The organism is Aeromonas sp. R2-4 (genome assembly GCF_040908365.1).
Taxonomy (GTDB): domain Bacteria; phylum Pseudomonadota; class Gammaproteobacteria; order Enterobacterales; family Aeromonadaceae; genus Aeromonas; species Aeromonas veronii.
In genome coordinates this window covers 1-16,460 of sequence record NZ_JBFODO010000045.1, presented here as the reverse complement: position 1 = coordinate 16,460, position 16,460 = coordinate 1, and the positions used below count along the sequence as shown (strand labels likewise).

Annotated in this window: 20 protein-coding genes; 14 read left to right on the top strand and 6 right to left on the bottom strand. The window is 61.2% G+C overall.

Features of this window, described 5'->3' with window-relative positions:
• Positions 1–69: 69 nt before the first annotated feature.
• Positions 70–960: an EamA family transporter RarD gene (gene rarD / locus AB5Z05_RS17315; protein ID WP_069526909.1), complete on the top strand. Its 891-nt coding sequence runs from the start codon at positions 70–72 to the stop codon at positions 958–960.
• On the opposite strand, the gene AB5Z05_RS17310 is transcribed toward rarD, so the two are convergent.
• Positions 942–1,676: a substrate-binding periplasmic protein gene (locus AB5Z05_RS17310; RefSeq protein WP_368152380.1), complete on the bottom strand. Its 735-nt coding sequence runs from the start codon at positions 1,674–1,676 to the stop codon at positions 942–944. The two genes, rarD and AB5Z05_RS17310, sit on opposite strands and share 19 nt — an antisense overlap.
• A gap of 44 nt (positions 1,677–1,720) precedes the next feature.
• On the opposite strand from AB5Z05_RS17310, the gene AB5Z05_RS17305 reads away from it, so the two are divergent.
• A complete protein-coding gene (locus AB5Z05_RS17305) occupies positions 1,721–2,065 on the top strand; it encodes a GIY-YIG nuclease family protein (RefSeq protein WP_005335870.1) in 345 nt (114 codons plus the stop codon).
• A gap of 90 nt (positions 2,066–2,155) precedes the next feature.
• Here the strand turns inward: AB5Z05_RS17305 and pspG are convergent, their stop codons facing one another.
• From pspG to AB5Z05_RS17285, 4 genes are all read right to left on the bottom strand, one after another.
• Complete coding sequence (gene pspG / locus AB5Z05_RS17300) at positions 2,156–2,374, bottom strand: envelope stress response protein PspG (RefSeq protein WP_005335871.1); 219 nt, start codon at positions 2,372–2,374, stop codon at positions 2,156–2,158.
• A 48-nt stretch (positions 2,375–2,422) separates the two neighbouring features.
• The gene (locus tag AB5Z05_RS17295) at positions 2,423–2,629 is read right to left on the bottom strand and encodes a PspC domain-containing protein (RefSeq protein ID WP_005335873.1); all 207 of its coding nucleotides are present in this window, start codon (positions 2,627–2,629) and stop codon (positions 2,423–2,425) included.
• 2 nt (positions 2,630–2,631) lie between these two features.
• Entirely contained in the window at positions 2,632–3,294 is a 663-nt protein-coding gene (gene pspA, locus AB5Z05_RS17290; protein ID WP_368152378.1) for a phage shock protein PspA, read from the bottom strand.
• A gap of 210 nt (positions 3,295–3,504) precedes the next feature.
• Positions 3,505–4,233: a 1-acylglycerol-3-phosphate O-acyltransferase gene (locus AB5Z05_RS17285; protein ID WP_005335875.1), complete on the bottom strand. Its 729-nt coding sequence runs from the start codon at positions 4,231–4,233 to the stop codon at positions 3,505–3,507.
• A gap of 181 nt (positions 4,234–4,414) precedes the next feature.
• Here AB5Z05_RS17285 and AB5Z05_RS17280 point away from each other — a divergent pair, with 181 nt between their 5' ends.
• The 4 genes from AB5Z05_RS17280 to AB5Z05_RS17265 are packed head-to-tail and all read left to right on the top strand — an operon-like array spanning position 4,415 to position 8,160.
• The gene (locus tag AB5Z05_RS17280; protein ID WP_005354882.1) at positions 4,415–4,792 is read left to right on the top strand and encodes a hypothetical protein; all 378 of its coding nucleotides are present in this window, start codon (positions 4,415–4,417) and stop codon (positions 4,790–4,792) included.
• Between the two features lie 53 nt (positions 4,793–4,845).
• Positions 4,846–6,888, top strand: a complete 2,043-nt coding sequence (locus tag AB5Z05_RS17275; RefSeq protein ID WP_368152376.1) for a protein-disulfide reductase DsbD family protein — start codon at positions 4,846–4,848, stop codon at positions 6,886–6,888.
• Between the two features lie 9 nt (positions 6,889–6,897).
• Positions 6,898–7,641: a DsbA family protein gene (locus AB5Z05_RS17270; RefSeq protein WP_368152374.1), complete on the top strand. Its 744-nt coding sequence runs from the start codon at positions 6,898–6,900 to the stop codon at positions 7,639–7,641.
• A 3-nt stretch (positions 7,642–7,644) separates the two neighbouring features.
• Entirely contained in the window at positions 7,645–8,160 is a 516-nt protein-coding gene (locus AB5Z05_RS17265; RefSeq protein ID WP_368152372.1) for a protein disulfide oxidoreductase, read from the top strand.
• 76 nt (positions 8,161–8,236) lie between these two features.
• Here the strand turns inward: AB5Z05_RS17265 and AB5Z05_RS17260 are convergent, their stop codons facing one another.
• Positions 8,237–9,061: a LysR family transcriptional regulator gene (locus AB5Z05_RS17260; RefSeq protein ID WP_368152371.1), complete on the bottom strand. Its 825-nt coding sequence runs from the start codon at positions 9,059–9,061 to the stop codon at positions 8,237–8,239.
• A gap of 130 nt (positions 9,062–9,191) precedes the next feature.
• Here AB5Z05_RS17260 and AB5Z05_RS17255 point away from each other — a divergent pair, with 130 nt between their 5' ends.
• The 8 genes from AB5Z05_RS17255 to AB5Z05_RS17220 all read left to right on the top strand — a co-directional run bounded on the left by AB5Z05_RS17255 (position 9,192) and on the right by AB5Z05_RS17220 (position 16,365).
• Complete coding sequence (locus tag AB5Z05_RS17255) at positions 9,192–10,070, top strand: NAD(P)-dependent oxidoreductase (protein ID WP_368152369.1); 879 nt, start codon at positions 9,192–9,194, stop codon at positions 10,068–10,070.
• On the top strand, positions 10,067–10,819 hold the full coding sequence (locus AB5Z05_RS17250) for an SDR family NAD(P)-dependent oxidoreductase (protein WP_368152367.1): 753 nt from the start codon (positions 10,067–10,069) through the stop codon (positions 10,817–10,819). The genes AB5Z05_RS17255 and AB5Z05_RS17250 overlap by 4 nt, the downstream gene beginning before the upstream one ends.
• A 280-nt stretch (positions 10,820–11,099) precedes the next feature.
• On the top strand, positions 11,100–11,384 hold the full coding sequence (locus AB5Z05_RS17245; RefSeq protein ID WP_115521264.1) for a DnaJ domain-containing protein: 285 nt from the start codon (positions 11,100–11,102) through the stop codon (positions 11,382–11,384).
• A gap of 23 nt (positions 11,385–11,407) precedes the next feature.
• Complete coding sequence (locus AB5Z05_RS17240) at positions 11,408–11,950, top strand: hypothetical protein (protein WP_368152366.1); 543 nt, start codon at positions 11,408–11,410, stop codon at positions 11,948–11,950.
• A 12-nt stretch (positions 11,951–11,962) separates the two neighbouring features.
• Positions 11,963–12,730 (top strand): hypothetical protein, encoded by a 768-nt coding sequence (locus AB5Z05_RS17235; RefSeq protein ID WP_005343119.1) that lies wholly within the window; start codon positions 11,963–11,965, stop codon positions 12,728–12,730.
• A gap of 11 nt (positions 12,731–12,741) precedes the next feature.
• A complete protein-coding gene (locus tag AB5Z05_RS17230) occupies positions 12,742–13,644 on the top strand; it encodes a hypothetical protein (RefSeq protein ID WP_368152365.1) in 903 nt (300 codons plus the stop codon).
• Positions 13,645–13,859: 215 nt separating this feature from the next.
• Complete coding sequence (locus AB5Z05_RS17225) at positions 13,860–14,243, top strand: hypothetical protein (protein WP_368152363.1); 384 nt, start codon at positions 13,860–13,862, stop codon at positions 14,241–14,243.
• A gap of 634 nt (positions 14,244–14,877) precedes the next feature.
• Entirely contained in the window at positions 14,878–16,365 is a 1,488-nt protein-coding gene (locus AB5Z05_RS17220) for a peptide MFS transporter (protein WP_368152362.1), read from the top strand.
• Positions 16,366–16,460 lie beyond the last annotated feature (95 nt).

Below are 16,460 nucleotides of genomic sequence, written 5' to 3'. Positions count from 1 at the left end.
TCCCTCTTGTGGAAACAGGGCGCGCGCCCTACTATCGCCATGAGTGTTTAATTTAATAAACGGATAATAATGAAAAACTGGCTAGGTACCGGCACCGCGACCCTCTCCTTCATCCTGTGGGGGATGCTGCCGCTCTATTATCAATTCATGCCCGAGGTCAACATGTGGGAGCTGATCTCCCACCGGGTGCTCTGGTCTGTGGTGCTGCTGGGGGCCCTGTTTTTGCTGCTTGGCCACAAGGTACCTTGGGCACAACTGCGCAGCGAGCCGCGCCAGCTCGGCCTCATTCTGCTGGCGGGCCCCGTCATGTCCATCAGCTGGTGCATGTTCACCTGGTGCCTCACTACCGGGCAAGTGCTGACCACCAGCCTCGCCTTCTTTATGACCCCACTGTTCAATATCGTATTCGCCGTCATCTTCCTCAAAGAGCGGCTCACCCCGCAAAAGCATCTGGCGGTCGCCCTGGCGCTGGCGGGGCTCGCCTACATGCTCTTTTGCTACGGCCAACTCCCCTGGTTCTCCCTCATCATGGGGGCCAACTTCGCCTGCTACGGCCTTATCAAGAAGAAGATCCACTACGACACCGGCACCAGCCTCTATCTGGAAGCCATGGTGCAACTGCCCATCGCGCTGATCATCATCGGCACGCTTGCATGGCACGGGGAAGGGGCATTCGTGAACGGGGATCTGGCCGACAAGCTGCTGCTGATGGGCAGTGCGCCCGCTACTCTGCTGCCGGTGGGGCTGTTCTGCTATGCGGTGGCGAGAACCCGGATGAGCACTGTGGGGCTGCTGCAATATATCGAGCCCAGCCTCGCCTTCCTGCTCGCCATCTACTGGTTTGGTGAGGCGCCGGACCCCATCAAGGCGGTCGGTTTCGCCTTCGTCTGGGCTGGTCTGCTGGTGAGCCTGTTGCCGCTACACCGGCTCAAGCGCCGCCCTCAGGGCGTACCGCGATAGGACTCCAGCACCTTGTGCCAACGGGGATCCCTGTCCATCTGCTCGGCGATGTCGTTGAGGGTGGCATGCAGCTCGGGACGGGATTTGGGCAGCAGGATATGGCGGGTATAGCTGGATTGGGGGAAGGGTGAGATAAACAGCTTGCCCTGATAGTGCTGTGCGTCGATGAAAAAGCCCAGCGATGAACCACTCACCAGCGTCACATCGATGCGGCCGCGCACCAGCAGCTCAAGATTGGTCTTCACCTTCTTGGCATCCTGACGTACCAGCTCCCCGCGGCCAGCTGCATCATCGATCCCCTGATAGCGGTAGCCCTCCACCCCGCCATACACCAGCCCCTTGAGGGAGTCTGGCCCGCGATAGGTGACCGGGTTGTCAATGTTCGAGACCAGCTCGTTGGTGTCGCGCATCACCGGAAAGGTCCAGAGATAGCGTTCGCGATGGGGATCCCCCACCCAGGCGGGATTGACCCAGACCACCAGACCGTCAAAGTCGGGATCTGCCATCTCCAGCGCCAGCCGGGCGCGATTGACCAGCCAAAGCTCGATTCTGGGTTCACCCCCCAGCTTTTCATTGAGATACTTGACCAGCTCGCGGCTCAGCCCTGCATCCACTCCGGCGTTGAAGGGGGGATGCTGATGGTAATCGTAGAGACGGATCGTCTCCCCCAGAGCCGGGACCGACAACAGTAACCACAACCAAAACCAGACTCTCATCGCACCTCCTTGAGCTGCCTCTGAGTTTGGCACAGAGAATTTGAATGAGAGAACCCGCGACCACCACTCCAGCGCTGCAACCATCTGCCCCTTCCCGCTGGTCTGTCTATATGGTGCGTACAGCCACCGGCCTGCTCTATACCGGGATCAGCACGGATCCGCTGCGCCGCCTGCGCCAGCACCAGAGTGGCAAGGGCGCTCGCGCCCTGCGCGGCAAGGGGCCACTGACGCTGGCGTGGCAACAGGAAGTCGGCGAGAAGGGGGCGGCTCTGCGCATCGAATATCGCCTCAAGCAGCAGCCGAAATCCTTCAAGGAGCAGCTGATCCACAGCCCGGCACTCTGGCAGAGCTGGAGCGCACAGTGGTTAACCGAAACGACTCGGCCTTAAGGGGTGCAGGCAAAAAAAGGCCACTCGATGAGTGGCCGGAAAGGGGAAATCAGGGAGCATCACACAACGTCTTGCACAACCTCAGGCGGGTTAGAGGTAGGTATTGGAACGCTTGCTGCGGTTGCTGATCAGCCAGCAAACCGCCAGCACCAGCAACAACCAGGGGGCCAGCTTGATGATCAGAGCAAGCATGCCGCCCAGCGCCCCAAGCAGCACGAACAGGCCGCTCACCAGCAACATGGCTACCAGGGTAAAACCGGTCAGTGCCATGACCAGCAGCACCACCAGCAATATGAAAAATTCCAGCATAACTTGCTCCTTATCAGTACCTTGTCTGCCGGCTGATCAACTCTTCGGTCAATCCAGCCAGCGCTTCAATTCATAACGGGGCGGCATCACCAGCACCGCCAGCAGATAGGCGGCCAGTGCCAGCGGCGGCATCAGGATCAGGGCGAGCAGTGCCACCACCCGCACCGTGACTCTGGAGACCCCCAACCGCCTGGCAATACCGGCGCAGACCCCGGTCAGCTTGCGATGCACCAGATCCTTGGGCCAGGGGCTCATAATTACACCTCCGCCTTCTGGCCTTTGAGGCGAGCCAGCTCGCGCTCGATCTCGTCATTGAGCTCCAGCTCGCGGAACTGGGCCTCCAGCGAGGGATTCTGCCCCAGAGTGGCCGCCTCCAGCTGGGCTTCCAGCTGATCGACCCGGCCCTGAAAACCATCAAAGCGCGCCATCAGCTCATGCATCCGCTGGTTGTCCACCTGGGCGCGAGCACGAATGCGGCTGTGGGCCGTCTGCTCGCGCAGGGTCAGCAGTTTCTGCTTCTCGCGCGCCTCGGTCAGCTTGGCCGCCAGCCGTTCGCTATCGGCGGTAAGCTGGGCCAGCACCTCGGCCACCCGTGCCTTGTCCTGCTCCAGCTGTTCACATTTTTTGGCCTCCGCCAGCTTCTCGGTGAGGGCTGCGCGGGCCAGATCCTCACGTCCCTTCTGGATGGCGAGCTCGGCCTTGGCCGACCACTCCAGGATCTGCGCCTGCAACCCCTGCTGGTGACGCTCCAGCTGTTTCTGTTCGGCAATCACGCGGGCGGCCTGGGTACGCATCTCGACCTGCACCTGCTCCATCTCTTCGATCATCAGGCGCAGCATCTTCTCCGGCTCTTCACTCTTGTCGAGCAGGCTGTGCAGGTTGGCATTAATCACGTCGGTCAGGCGGCTGAATACGCTCATGGTCTGGCTCCTTGTTGATGGGATGGCTATCTATTCCCATTGCATTACAAGAGCCGTGCCAAGAAAAATTATTGTTGTTTTACATATAGATGGGAATTTACCGAGGAAATTCAATAAGAGATTGTTGGTGAGAATAGCCAACCAGGTGGTGATTTTCACCAATAAAAAAGGGAGCCTCTGGCTCCCTTGTCGATTCGTCTGCGCTATCCGTCAGGCGGCGTGGCTGTGGCCCAGCTTGCTGTCCAGTTCGGTCAGCTTGGCCTCCATCCGGGCGCGGCAGGTGTCGGAGAGATCGCGAATGCCGCTGGCACCGTGCTCCTTGCTGCAGACCGGGGCCATCACTTCCACCAGCACTTCGCCGTTGTCCCAGCGATTGAGGTCGACCTGACCGAAGTAGCTGGAGCAGACGATGGGCACAACGGGCACTTCAGCCTGTACCGCAGTGTGGAAAGCGCCCGCCTTGAACGGCAGCAGGCCACGCCCCTGGGAGCGGGTCCCTTCCGGGAACATCCAGATGGAGGTGCCGCGGTTCTTGATGCGATCCACCACCTGACCTATGGTGCCGATGGCACGGGAGCGGTTGGAGCGGTCGATCAGCACGTTGCCGGAGAGCCAGAAGATAAGGCCGAACAGCGGCAGCCAGAGCAGGCTCTTTTTGCCTACCGCCACCACGCCGGGCTGCACCGCACCGGTCACGGTGAAGATGTCGAAGTTGCTCTGGTGGTTGCAGACGTAGACCGCCGGGCCGACCGATTTGACCTCGTCGGCCACCGTCACCTTGACTCGCAGCCCGATCAGCGGGCAGACCGCGTGATACATGCGGGCGAAGACATAGACGTTGTTGGGATGGCGCGGACGAACCAGACAGAGCAGCAGGCCGAACAGGAACCAGAAAATGAGCAGCAGACCAAGCAGCAGCACACGGGCAATTTTGAGCATCGAACACCTCGAGTTTTAACTCGGCGCAGTATACTGATCCCCCTTTTAGCGAACAAGCGTTCGCCAAACAGAACCGACCACCCCGTCGCGCCACACACATTGCTGCTCATCAATACGCCGCCGACTTGCCCCACCCGCCATTGGTCGTTAGGATGGCCCCATCTTGATGGACGGGGCGAACATGATGTTGCAACAACGGGTAGCGAAACATCTCCTGCTGCTGGTCTGCCTGCTGGTGCTCAATTGTGCGGCCCAGCCGCTGGCCCGGCTTGCCCTGCTCGATCACGCCCTCAGCTGTCAGGCACTGCCCGTTCCAGGCTCGGCAACGGATCAAGAGGATGCCAAACCGGCCAGCCCGCAACCCACCAGCTGCCAGCTCAACGGCAAGTGGCTAAGCGCCGCCACCCTGCTCTGCGTCGAACAGCTATTCTTTGCCGTGGCCGTACTGATCGCCCTGCTGGCCCCCCTTTGGCGCTACACACCGCCACTGCCCCCTCCCAGAGTCATCTCGCCGCCCGAGCGGCGTCTGCACCTCACCCTCTGCGTCTGGCGGGAATGAGTTCGGCAGCGTTCTTTCGTTAGCTGTCACTCAATTTTTGCGAGACCAAAAAGATGTCGAATCTCTTCAAGGCGGCCCTGCTACTGGGCGGTCTGCTGTGGCAATCCATGGGATTGGCCAGCGACACGGGCTGGCTCACCAGCCCACAGAATGATCACGCCCGGGTACGGCTGCAGGCCGACCGCAGCACGGCAGATCAGACCCGCATCCTGCTCGATGTCGAGCTGGAGTCGGGCTGGAAAACCTACTGGCACAGCCCGGGAGAAGGGGGCATTGCCCCCCAGATCCTGTGGGACGAGCCGGTCGGAGACTTTCAGTGGCACTGGCCGGTGCCACGTCACTTCGAGGTAGCCGGGCTCAGCACCCAGGGTTATCAGGGTGAGGTGACCTTCCCCCTCAGCCTCAACTATCCCGCCGGGCAACCGCTCAAGGGGACTCTACGCCTCTCCACCTGCAGCAATGTCTGCATCCTGACCGACTTCCCCTTCACCCTCGCGGTGGATAGCGCCGCCCCGGCCGACTTCGATTTTGCCTGGGCGAAAGCGATGAGTACCCTGCCCCAGCAATTGCCTGCCGAAACCCGGGTCGAGCTGGGTTATCAGCACAACCAGCTGCAACTGCGCGCCGAGCGGGCAGAGGGCTGGCAATCACCAGCGCTCTTTATCGACGCTCTGGAGGGGGCTGAGTTTGGCAAACCGGCGCTTGAGGTCGAGGGCAACACCCTGATCGCCCGGGTGCCGGTGAGCGATGGCTGGCAGGGGGATGCGCCGGATCTGCGCGGCCAATCCCTCGGCCTGCTGCTCACCAGCGGCGAACAGGCGTGGCAGGGCAAGGGGACGATCGGCGCGCCACTCGCACTGCCCAACCAGAGCCATTCGCTGCTCTGGTTGCTGGGAGCAGCGCTGCTCGGCGGCCTGATCCTCAACCTGATGCCCTGCGTGCTGCCGGTGCTGGCGCTCAAGCTGGGAACTGTGTTGCAACATCAGAAGCGTGAACAGGGAGCGGTGCGCAAGCAGTTCCTCGCCGCCAGCGCCGGGATCATCGCCTCCTTCTGGGTGCTGGCGGCCATGAGCAGCCTGCTACGCGCCACGCAAGGTGCCGTCGGCTGGGGCATCCAGTTCCAGAGTGCCGGTTTTATCGGCTTGATGGTGCTGGTCACCCTGCTGTTTTGCGCCAACCTGTTGGGGCTGTTCGAGATCCGCCTGCCCAGCGCCCTCAGCACCCGCCTCGCCACCAGCGGCGGCAACGGCCTCGGCGGTCACTTCCTGCAGGGGAGCTTCGCCACTCTGCTGGCGACCCCCTGCTCGGCACCGTTCCTCGGCACCGCGGTGGCCTTTGCGCTGGCGGCGCCGCTCGGTCAGCTCTGGCTCATCTTCACCGCGCTCGGAATTGGCATGAGCCTGCCTTGGCTGCTGGTGGCAGCCCTGCCATGGCTCGCCCTTTGGTTGCCGAAACCGGGGCGCTGGATGAACCATCTGCGCATCCTGCTCGGCCTGATGATGCTGGGCTCCAGCCTCTGGCTCACCAGCCTGCTCGACAACCATCTCGGCAGCTATGCCACCGGCTGGCTGATGGTTGCCATGCTGCTGGCACTGCTGAGTGGCATCATCTGGCGTTATGGCATCCGCGGCTTCACACTGGCGATCGCCCTCGCCGCCCTGATTGGCAGCCCCTTGCTGCTGAGCGGCGCCTTTAGCGCGCAGGGCTCGGCCAGTGTTGACAAGGTGGTCTGGCAGCCGCTCTCCGAACGCGCCATCACAGATGCGCTGGCCCAGAACAAGCGGATCTTTATCGATGTCACCGCCGACTGGTGCGTTACCTGCAAGGCCAACAAATACAACGTGTTGCTGCGCGATGAGGTGCAACAGGCCCTCTCTGCCCCCGATGTGGTGGCCCTGCGCGGCGACTGGAGCAAACCAAGCGACACCATCGCCGCCTTCCTGCGTAAGCGGGGCGCGGCGGCCGTCCCCTTCAACCAGATTTACGGCCCGGAGTTGCCGCAGGGGGTCACGCTGTCACCCCTGCTCGACAAGGACGATCTGCTGACCACATTGCACAAGGCTGGCCTGCTTCAGGCTGGCACCACCCGATTTTAAGGAGCAACCATGAAACCGACTCTGAGCGCCCTGACCCTGCTGGCCTCCCTTTCCGCAATCCTGCTGGCTCCGGCCCTGCACGCCGCCCCTTTCACCCCGGAGCAGGAGGCGCGCATCAAGGAGCTGATCCGCGAGACCCTGATCGCCAACCCCAAGATCCTTGACGAGGCGGCCGAATCCTGGGAGAAGCAGAACGCGGCAGCCCAGGAGGCGCAGCTTGGCAACTTCATCAAGGGCAACAAGGATGTGCTGTTCAACAGCGCCACCAGCCCGCGTCTGGGAGCCAAAAACCCCAAGCTGACGCTGGTGCTGTTCACCGACTACAACTGCCCCTACTGCAAGCAGTTCGATCCCCAGCTGACCAAACTGCTCAAGGCCTATCCGGACGATCTGGGGCTGGTGATCAAGCTGCTGCCGTTCAAGGGGCAGACCTCCGCCAAGGCGGCCCAATACAGCCTGACCCTGTGGCAGCAGGATCCCGCCCGCTTCCTCACCCTGCACGACAAGCTGATGAGCAAGCAGGGGATGCTGACCAAGGCGGACATCAACAAGGCGCTGGCGGCCACCGGCAACGTGGCGCTCAAACCAGCCGCCAAGGCGACCGAAGAGCTGCGCAACAGCCTGCGCATCGGCACCATTCTGGGGGTACAGGGCACACCGGCGACGCTTATCGGCAACCAGCTGGTGCCGGGCGCCATACCTTATGAGGAGCTGGAGCAACTGGTGAAGGCCGAACTGGCCAAGCTGGGGTAAGGGATGACAACCAATCCTCAACCCCGCTGGCGCCGCTGGGGCAAGGAGGCGCTCTGGCTGCTGCTGATGGCGCTGATCATCTCGACCCTGCTGGATCTGTGGCGCAGCCCGACCCTGCCAGAGGGGGCGATGAGCGCCCCCGTCACTCTGCAGGATGGCACCAGTACGGATCTCGCCACCCTGAGCCAGGGCAAGCCGCTGCTGGTCTACTACTGGGCCAGCTGGTGCGGTATCTGCCGCTTCACCACCCCGGCGTTGCAGCAGCTCTGGCAAGAGGGGGAAAACGTGCTGACGGTGGCACTGCGCTCCGGCAATTCGGAACAGTTAGCCAAGGGAATGAGCAAGAAGGGGCTCACCTTCCCGACCCACAGCGACGAGTCGGGGGATCTAGCCGCCAAGTGGCAGGTGGGGGTCACCCCGACTTTTCTCGTCATCAAGGATGGCAAGCTGGTGAGCAGCACCACCGGCTGGAGCTCGAAGTGGGGCCTGCAGCTGCGGCTCTGGTGGGCGTCGCTCTAGCCACGCAACAACATTGCCTGCAACAGGGCCATCCCACCGGATGGCCCTTTTTTATGCCGACATTTTTATCCCGACATCAGGCGGGGAGCTGCATCCCACGCACCTGCTCCAGCAGGGCAGTCACCGCCGCCGAGCGTAACGCATCGGGGGCGTAGCAGAGCCCCACCCGCCGCTTGAAGGAAGAGGCCGCCAGCTCGGCGACTGTACAGCCGGGCGGACAAAGCGAATGGGGCAACCAGGCGATCCCCGCCCCGGCGGCCACCATGGTAGCCGCCAGTCGCAGCGACCCTGCCCGCCGTGGGTAGAGGGGCGCCTGATTGCCGAGAATGGCGATCAGCCGCAGGTGGGAGTCGTGGCGCGGGCAGGTGACCCAGGGCTCGTCCGCCAACGCTGCCGGGGTGAGCGCCCCCTTGCCCGTCAGCGGGTGATCCGGCGGTAGCACCAGCACAAACTCCTCCTCCAGCAGGGGGATAAAGAGCTCGTCGCCACAGCGCAGGGATTCGCACCCCAGCCGCACATCGCCACAGCAGCCCTCCTCCAGAGTCAGCAGGATCTCCTCGTGGGCGAGCGCCCCTTGCACCAGCGTCCCCACCACGCCATCACCCAGATCCGCCTCAATTCCCATCGTCAGCTCGAGGCAGGGGGAGGTTTCACGAAACTCGCGGGCGAGGGAGTCGGTGTCGGCGATCAGCCGCTTGGCGCGGGGATAGAGCCGGTGCGCCGCTTCGGTCCCCTCAACCCCGCGCGCCTGCCGCACAAACAGGGTCACCCCCAGTTCATCCTCCAGCATTTTGATGGTGGTGGAGAGGGTGGGCTGGGTAATGAAGAGGCGGGTGGCCGCCGCCGTGATGTTGCGCTCCTCGAAGACAGCCACAAACGCACGCAGGGTTCGCACATCCATAGAATTCACCTATACCAGACAGTCATAAAAGCCATTTTTCACGGCGACACGGGGCAAATATAGTGGCTTACCTGCCACAAGGCATCCCAATTTTCTATATCAGCGTCTATCAACACAGCCAGGAGCCATCATGCGCCATCTCTCTGTCATCGGCCTCGGGGCCATGGGCTCCGCCCTCGCCACCACCTTGCTCAAGGCGGGCCATCCGGTCACCGTCTGGAATCGCAGCGCCGCCAAGGCAGCCCCGCTGCAAGCGCTGGGTGCAACACTCGCCCCCTCGGTTGACGCAGCCATCGCCGCAAGTGATATCACCCTTGTCTGCGTCGATAACTACGCCGTCAGCCAGCAGCTGCTGGATGAGGCGAGCGACGCCGTGGCGGGCAAGCTGATGGTGCAGCTCTCCACCGGCAGCCCGCAGGGGGCCAGAGCGCTGGAGAGCTGGAGCCACGCCCGCGGCGCCCGCTATCTCGATGGCGCTATCCTCTGCTTCCCGGATCAGATCGGCACCACTGATGCCAGCATCATCTGCTCTGGTGCAAGCGCTGCCTTTAGCGAGGCCGAGCCGGTGCTGCGCCTGCTCGCCCCCACCCTCGACCATGTGGCCGAGGCGGTGGGTGCCGCCGCGGCGCAAGATTGCGCCGTCGCCGCCTACTTTGCCGGTGGTCTGCTCGGAGCCCTGCACGGCGCGCTGATCTGCGAGGCGGAAGGACTGCCGGTGGCCAAGGTGTGCGCCCAGTTCAGCGAGCTCTCGCCCATTCTCGGTGGCGATGTGGCCCACCTGGGCAAGACGCTGGCGAGCGGCGATTTCGATCACCCCTACGCCAGCCTGAAAACCTGGAGCGCCGCCATCAGCCGCTTGGCCGGTCATGCCACCGACGCCGGGATAGACAGCCGCTTCCCGCGCTTTGCCGCCGATCTGTTTGAGGAAGGGGAGGCGCAAGGGTTTGGCCAGCAGGAGGTGTCGGCCCTCATCAAGGTGCTGCGGGCGCGCAATGGAGCGGCACAATGAACGAGCTGACCAACCACACCCCAATTGCACTGGTCACCGGCGCCGCTGGCGGGATTGGCCGCCAGCTCTGCATCGGGCTGGCCGAAGCGGGTTATCGGGTGATCGCCACCGATCTGGCTCCTCACGCTTTTGACCATCCCGAGATCCACTTTCACCCCCTCGATCTGCGGGATGAACAGGCCATCGTGGGGCTCTTTGCCGAGGTGCGCGCGCAGCATGGCGGCGTCCATCTGCTGATCAACAACGGCGCCATCAGCAAGTTCCACACCCGCTTCGAGGATCTGAGCGCAGCCCAGTTCGATCAAGTGATGACGGTCAATGTGCGCGGCGCCATGCTCTGCGCCCGCACCTTTGTGCAGGCCAACCGCGGGTTGCCCTATGGCCGCATCATCAATATCGCCTCCACCCGCTGGCAGCAGAACGAACCGGGTTGGGATGCCTACGGCGCCTCCAAGGGGGCACTGGTCGCCCTCACCCAGTCCCTCGCCAACTCGCTGGCCGACCATCCCATCACGGTCAATGCCATCAGTCCGGGCTGGATCCAGGCAGAGGATTACCACACCCTGACCGAGGCGGATCACCGCCAGCACCCGAGCGGCCGGGTCGGGCGCCCCGACGACATCACCCGCGCCAGCCTCTTTCTGGCGGATCCTAGCAACGACTTTATCAACGGTGCCAATCTGGTGGTCGATGGCGGGATGAGCAAGAAGATGATCTACCACACCTCCGCCTCCTTCTGGGAGGAATGACCCCTGCGGCGGCAGCCTCGCCTCGGCCTGCCGCCCGCCCCTTTCCTGCCCGTTTTTTCATCGCTTTTGCCCCGCCGCCCTTGCACTGGCCAGACCGACTGGCAACAATAGACGCTCAACTGACACCTCTTCATCTCGCCCGTTAATTGATCGCCCAACTCATCGCGTTGGCGGGCTGTTTCCGTTAAAATGACGGGTTTTTGCCGTGCCTGGTTTGCCAATCCCCACCATCAGGCACTCGCAGCGTGAATCCTATGATGCCAGTGATGCAGGATCTGCCATGAACAACTACTTTCGGGTGCTGGGCGTCAAGTCCAACGCCAGCGAAAACGACATCAAGAAAGCCTATCGTCGGCTATCGAACCAGTACCACCCCGACAAGCTGCACGGGGCCAGTGAAGAAGAGAAAGAGCAGGCAGCCATCAAGCTGCACCAGGTAAAGCAGGCCTATGAAGTGCTGTCCGATCCGAAACAGCGGGCCGCCTTTATCAAGGATTTCAACAACGTCATCGTGACCGACCCCACCTCCGCCATGCAGGAGATGTGGGATCAGTTCTACCCCTGAAACAGCAGGCAGAAAGAGCAACTATGCAAAAGAGATGGGACCAGGCGCGGCTCAAGTCGCTGCAAAGCGATGCCAGCGAAAACATCGAATCCTACCGGGATCAGGACGACCCCAAGGGGCTGGAACAGTTCACCGACCAGATGAAGAGCCTGCTGCTGGCCGATATGAGCATGCTGGAGTTTATGCCCGAGTATCTGCCGCTGGCCCTCTATGGCCGGGTGCAGTTCCCGGCCAAGGCCAAGTCGCAGTGGAACAAGTGGCTCGCCAGCGGCGAGCAGCCGGGCTGGGACGAGTTCAAGGTGAGCGTCGGCTTCAACAACGCCGCCCTGCCGCTGGTCAAGGCGGTGCGGGCCCAGAGCGAAGACCAGCTGATGGAAGCCTGCGCCGTGCTGTTCCTGCTCGACAACCCGCTGCCGCGCGGCAGCCACCGTGCCGACAACGACTATGAGCTGCGCGACGAAGAAGATGAAGACGGGGAAGATGCCGACGCCGACTACCACGGCGGCAGTGACCGCTATGGTGATGACGACGGCGATCAGGATATGTACGACGAAGTCCGTTTCTAATTGGGGCAAGGCATGAGCAACAGTCTGATAGAAATTACCGCCATCGAGATCAAAGAGCTGGCCGTTATCGAGCCGAAGCAGGCCAGCGAGAAGTTCGAGCTGATCGCCAAGACCATGTCTGACGACCAGCTGGCAGAAGTGATTGAAAACATTGATATCGTTACCCTGACCCAAATCAACGGCCAGCACGACATCTCCTTCCCCTCCATCATCTCCGAGCTGATGACCCCGGAGCGGATCCGCGACATCGTCTGCCAGCAGCCGCTCTATTGGGAAGAGGCGATCAAGAACAACGCCGACGAGCTGCAACAGCACACCTTCGACTTCCTCAACTACCTGATCCGCACCCAGGATAGCGAAGCCAAGCAGCGCGAGATCCTCGAGTGCGTGGCCGAAGATCCGGCCGGTCTCTTCTACCTCGCCATCCCCTTTATCGAGTTCTATCGCGGCGATCGCTATGAAGAGGACGAAGGTTATCGCGACGTGCTGCACGCCGAAGAGGAAGATCTCGAAGAGTCCCTGCGCTACAGCGAGCGCCAGCAGAGCGAGGATGTCCACGACTATGCGCTGGATGACCCGCGCAGCCTCTTGATGCTTATTCGCGAGCTGGCCCCCGAGGTAGAGAAAGCCATCAAGGCGCTGCTGCGCAACGAGCACTCCAGCTGGGACGGCATCATCAACAAGTTTGCCGCCGAACTGGTGATGCAGGCCAAAGAGAAGAACAAGGTCGAGGAAGACGAGTACGGCGACGTCGACGACATGTTCAGCTTTCTGGATTAAGGAGCCCATTCATGCAGTTAGTCATTCGCGATGCCAACCAGGGTCCCTTTCTGAGCCAGGTGCTGCGCTTTGGCCGCGACAACGAACTCTTGAGTCAGCAACAGCTCGCCGCCATCAAGGGCAAGGCGGTGCTAATGAGCCTGAAATTCGCCGACAAGTACTACAACAAGTACAAGATGCACCTGCTGGAGCAGGCCGCCCACGACGTCATCGGCGTGGTGAGCCTCGGCCTGCAGGAGCTCTCGGCGCGGGATCCGGCCAAGGCGCTGGCGCTGCTGCAGGCGCCAGAAGGCCCCATCAAGCCGTTCCAGAAGGGCTGGTCGATGCTCATTACCGTCAGCCCCAAGCAGGCTGGCAACAGCCTCTACGGTGACGTGGATGCGCGCCTCTTGGACAAGATCTCGAGCCCGCCCGATGTGGAGGAGTGGCAAGGGTGGCAGGAGTACGAGAAGGCGCTGACCGAGCACAACAAGAGCCGCCTGATGGAACTCATCGACCAGCACTTCTTCGCCTGCGAGAGCGACCACCCCACCATGGAGGACAAGCTGGCCGAAGCGCTGCTCTACCGCATCCTCTGCGGCAAGGGCAGTGGCGCCGCCCCGCTCAAGGTGAAGCAGGATCTCAAGCGCAAGCTGGCGCGGGAGATTGAGCTCGACGAGGGCTGGTACGACACCGACTACCTCGCCGCCCAGCTCGCCCTGATGCTGAGCGCGCTGCCTGCCGACATGGCCGCCGCCCTGCGTCAGGAGCTGAGCCCGGGCTTTGTGCCCAACCTGCTGCACACCCTCGGCTTTGTGCGCCAGTACCAGCTGCTGCAAAAAGAGAACGCCTCACCGGAGAAGCTCGACAACGTCGAGATGCGCGCCGGTCTCAAGCACCCGCTGCTCGGCTGGCCGCTCTACCACAACTTCTAGAGCGCGCTTCGCCGCCTCTTTTGTTGCCCCCCATGTGGGATGACCCAACGCCCGGCCCGCCGGGCGTTGTTTTATCTACGTCATCAGCCCCCACGATTGACGTAACAAATCGGGATGCAACCAGTTCAGATGGCTTCATTCAAACCTTTTTCGCAGCTATACTGCGCCCCTGATTCAGGGCTGAATAAACCGGTCATAATACAGGTCAGATTTTTATGCTGCTGCCACTTTTAATGCTTATCAGCGCCAATACTCCGCTACTGTCAGATACCCGCCTTTATCGAGAAGTTGCCAATAATTGTAAAAATGTAGATTTGGAAAATTGGCAACATCCGACCAGAAAGGTATTCCTGGAACGAGGCGTTATATTAAAAAAAGTCGAGTTATGTAACGATGGTAAATATCCAATCTATCATGTTCGACTCCCGTATGACCCGGCTGGTCAGACTCAAGATTATTTCAACCCACTCTATGTGGCCATGTACGGAGCCAACGGAAAATGGCCATATGCCATGGTCGATGAGGAAGGGACTATTGTCTATATGACCTATCGGAAAGGTTCTATTATCACACCGGACTACGAGCTTTTCTCACCATAATCAGATTTTATCTCTGAGGGAAATACTCAAAGCATGCAAAGGAAATATATTTTCATACAAGATAGCATCACGACTCCCGGCCCCAAAATGCTCTGATTGATATATTATCAGACTATCTTAAGTCACCTATCTGCCGAAACTAATCTGTACCACGTTATTACAACAAGAATATATATTAGCCCCTGCGATGAAACGCTCAGAAATTCCCCACACCATCAGGTTCTGAGCAAGCCCTCATTTTCAATATTTATTCACTCAAACAGTGAAACTGAATAAATAAGCTGCCACTCAACATGTTGGCGGCGATGGCGAAAGAGCAGCCAAAAGCGGGATGGCGATCTCACTATCAAATCAGATCAGGCCAAAAAAGGTTCCATTCAACCCCACCCACTCTGATGCCTATCCAGCCAGCGCCAGCTTCTCAGCAGTCAAAACCGCATAAAAAACCGGAATAGATCAATAAAAGACAATTAATCTCGCCAGATTAAATTTCAGGTATGGCTATTTGCACCGCTTGGCCGCTAAATGACAGACCGGCCTTCAGACCAGCATGGAAGCGCACAAGGCTAGCCGGCAGCAGACCGGTACGCTCTCAGGACGAGTTATGATTTTCTTCTCTCACAGGAGACAGACCGTGAGCGCTTCGAATCAACACCCCACCATTCCCCCCGGCTCCGGGGCGCTGTTCTTTATCCAGACCTTCTCGACCCTGGGGTTTGCCGTGCTCTACTCGACGCTGGTGCTCTACGCCACCAAGCGACTCGGCTTCAGCGAATCCCAGGCCAACGCCATGATGGGGGTCTTCGGGGCCTTCAACTATGGCCTGCACCTGTTTGGCGGTTATCTCGGCGGGCGCTACCTCAGCAACCGCAACCTGTTCGTGATGGGGATGGTGCTGCAGGTGATCGGCTGCTACTTCATCGCCGAGATGGGGATCACCGGCCTCTACTGGGGGCTCGCCATGTTCCTCACCGGCAGCGGCCTCAACGTCACCTGCCTCAACATGATGCTGACCCAGCGCTTCGCCCCAGATGATCACCGCCGCGAGAGCGCCTTCCTGTGGAACTACGCCGGCATGAATCTGGGCTTCTTTATCGGCTTCACGGTGGCGGGCTACTTCCAGCTCACCGAGGATTACCGCACCCTGTTCCTGTTTGCGACGCTGGGCAACATCATCGCCATCATCGCCACCTTCGCCTGCTGGCCCATTCTGGCGGATATCAGCACCCCGCTGCGCCATGTCAAAGGGAGCGGCTTCTACCGCCGCATGCTGGCCGGGATCGCCATTCTGGCCATGCTGGTACCGGCGCTGCGTCTGCTGCTGACCCACGCCAGCTTCAGCGGCAGCTTCGTACTGATCCTGGGCGCCGTAGTGCTGGTACTGCTCTGCGTGATGACAGCCCGCCACCCAGACGCCGCCGAGCGCAGCCGCATGGTGGCCTACCTGATCCTCGCTCTCGGCTCCCTTATCTTCTGGTCGCTCTACCAGCTGGCGCCCATGGGGCTGATGCTCTTCTCCGAGCACAACATCAACCTCAACGTGTTCGGGCTGCGGGTCGCCCCCCAGTGGATCCAGAACATCAACACCCTCGTCATCGTCATCGGTGGCCCCCTGATGGCGCTGCTGTTCAAGCGACTGCGCGAACAGGGGTGGAATATCGACATCCCCTCCCAGTTTGCCGCCTCCCTGTTCTGCATGGGGCTCGGCATGCTGGTGCTGCCGCTCGGCATCCATCTGGCGGGGGCCGACGGGCTGGTCGCCTTCAAGTGGATCGCCATCAGCTATGTGCTGCAGAGTTTTGGCGAGCTGCTGATCTCCCCCATCGGCTACGCCATGATCGGCAAGCTGGCCCCCGCCAGCCTGCAAGGCTTGATGATGGGCTGTTGGATGATGGTGACCGGCGTCGCCTCGGTGCTGGCGGGCTATGTCTCCAGCGCCATGCCGCAGAATATCGGCAGCTCTCCGGTGGCCACCAACCCGGGCTACAGCTCGGTGTTCAACATGCTCGGCTGGGGCTCACTGGCGGGCGGCGTGGTGTTGCTGCTGCTGGTGCCCCGCCTGCGCCAACTGATCGCCTCGAAAATTGCTCCGCCACCGGCGGCGACAGCCATTCCTGTCTGACCGGGTTCGGGCCAGCCATTTCAGTGGCCCCTGCCAGCGCGAACGGTTGAATCCGCGACACAGCTGATAGTGCAAGGGGCCCCGCCATCATGGAT

What these genes read in the sequence shown, in the direction of transcription:
- rarD (WP_069526909.1), top strand. Translation starts at nt 70, where the DNA reads ATGAAAAACTGGCTAGGTACCGGCACCGCGACCCTCTCCTTCATCCTG.
- AB5Z05_RS17310 (WP_368152380.1), bottom strand. Translation starts at nt 1,676, where the DNA reads ATGAGAGTCTGGTTTTGGTTGTGGTTACTGTTGTCGGTCCCGGCTCTG.
- AB5Z05_RS17305 (WP_005335870.1), top strand. Translation starts at nt 1,721, where the DNA reads ATGAGAGAACCCGCGACCACCACTCCAGCGCTGCAACCATCTGCCCCT.
- pspG (WP_005335871.1), bottom strand. Translation starts at nt 2,374, where the DNA reads ATGCTGGAATTTTTCATATTGCTGGTGGTGCTGCTGGTCATGGCACTG.
- AB5Z05_RS17295 (WP_005335873.1), bottom strand. Translation starts at nt 2,629, where the DNA reads ATGAGCCCCTGGCCCAAGGATCTGGTGCATCGCAAGCTGACCGGGGTC.
- pspA (WP_368152378.1), bottom strand. Translation starts at nt 3,294, where the DNA reads ATGAGCGTATTCAGCCGCCTGACCGACGTGATTAATGCCAACCTGCAC.
- AB5Z05_RS17285 (WP_005335875.1), bottom strand. Translation starts at nt 4,233, where the DNA reads ATGCTCAAAATTGCCCGTGTGCTGCTGCTTGGTCTGCTGCTCATTTTC.
- AB5Z05_RS17280 (WP_005354882.1), top strand. Translation starts at nt 4,415, where the DNA reads ATGATGTTGCAACAACGGGTAGCGAAACATCTCCTGCTGCTGGTCTGC.
- AB5Z05_RS17275 (WP_368152376.1), top strand. Translation starts at nt 4,846, where the DNA reads ATGTCGAATCTCTTCAAGGCGGCCCTGCTACTGGGCGGTCTGCTGTGG.
- AB5Z05_RS17270 (WP_368152374.1), top strand. Translation starts at nt 6,898, where the DNA reads ATGAAACCGACTCTGAGCGCCCTGACCCTGCTGGCCTCCCTTTCCGCA.
- AB5Z05_RS17265 (WP_368152372.1), top strand. Translation starts at nt 7,645, where the DNA reads ATGACAACCAATCCTCAACCCCGCTGGCGCCGCTGGGGCAAGGAGGCG.
- AB5Z05_RS17260 (WP_368152371.1), bottom strand. Translation starts at nt 9,061, where the DNA reads ATGGATGTGCGAACCCTGCGTGCGTTTGTGGCTGTCTTCGAGGAGCGC.
- AB5Z05_RS17255 (WP_368152369.1), top strand. Translation starts at nt 9,192, where the DNA reads ATGCGCCATCTCTCTGTCATCGGCCTCGGGGCCATGGGCTCCGCCCTC.
- AB5Z05_RS17250 (WP_368152367.1), top strand. Translation starts at nt 10,067, where the DNA reads ATGAACGAGCTGACCAACCACACCCCAATTGCACTGGTCACCGGCGCC.
- AB5Z05_RS17245 (WP_115521264.1), top strand. Translation starts at nt 11,100, where the DNA reads ATGAACAACTACTTTCGGGTGCTGGGCGTCAAGTCCAACGCCAGCGAA.
- AB5Z05_RS17240 (WP_368152366.1), top strand. Translation starts at nt 11,408, where the DNA reads ATGCAAAAGAGATGGGACCAGGCGCGGCTCAAGTCGCTGCAAAGCGAT.
- AB5Z05_RS17235 (WP_005343119.1), top strand. Translation starts at nt 11,963, where the DNA reads ATGAGCAACAGTCTGATAGAAATTACCGCCATCGAGATCAAAGAGCTG.
- AB5Z05_RS17230 (WP_368152365.1), top strand. Translation starts at nt 12,742, where the DNA reads ATGCAGTTAGTCATTCGCGATGCCAACCAGGGTCCCTTTCTGAGCCAG.
- AB5Z05_RS17225 (WP_368152363.1), top strand. Translation starts at nt 13,860, where the DNA reads ATGCTGCTGCCACTTTTAATGCTTATCAGCGCCAATACTCCGCTACTG.